Below are 517 nucleotides of genomic sequence, written 5' to 3'. Positions count from 1 at the left end.
GGACTTCTGGAATAATCTGCCGCCGTTAGCCCCGCCGCTTATCGAAAACGTACTTCGTAAGGGTCACAAAATGCTATTGGCAGGACCGTCTAAATCGGGTAAGTCCTTTGCCCTTATAGAACTTGTTATCGCCATTGCCGAAGGGCGTAAATGGCTGAATTGGGATTGCTCCCAGGGACGGGTCCTCTATGTGAACTTGGAGCTTGACGCAGCTTCTTGCCTACATCGATTTAAAGACGTATATACGGAGCTTGGTTGGGAAGCCCGCAGCCTTTCTAATATCGATATATGGAATCTTAGAGGAAAGTCCCTACCTATGGATAAGCTCGCTCCGAAACTTATCAGGCGAGCCGTTAAGCAAGAGTACACGGCGATTATCATCGACCCGATTTATAAAGTCATTACGGGCGATGAAAACAGTGCTGAACAAATGGCTCATTTTTGCAATCAGTTTGACCGTATAGCGACGGAACTTAATTGCTCGGTCATTTATTGTCATCATCACTCCAAAGGCGCT

The 517-nt window shown here is 46.8% G+C and carries 1 protein-coding gene; it reads left to right on the top strand.

The annotated features are described in order from the left end of the window. Window positions 1–16: 16 nt before the first annotated feature. Window positions 17–517, top strand: a 501-nt coding sequence (locus HMPREF1250_RS10160) for an AAA family ATPase (protein WP_269208563.1), incomplete at its 3' end; no start/stop codon positions are given.

This window comes from Megasphaera vaginalis (ex Srinivasan et al. 2021) (assembly GCF_000478965.1).
Classification (GTDB): domain Bacteria; phylum Bacillota; class Negativicutes; order Veillonellales; family Megasphaeraceae; genus Megasphaera; species Megasphaera vaginalis.
This window is presented reverse-complemented; position numbering and strand designations above follow the sequence as displayed.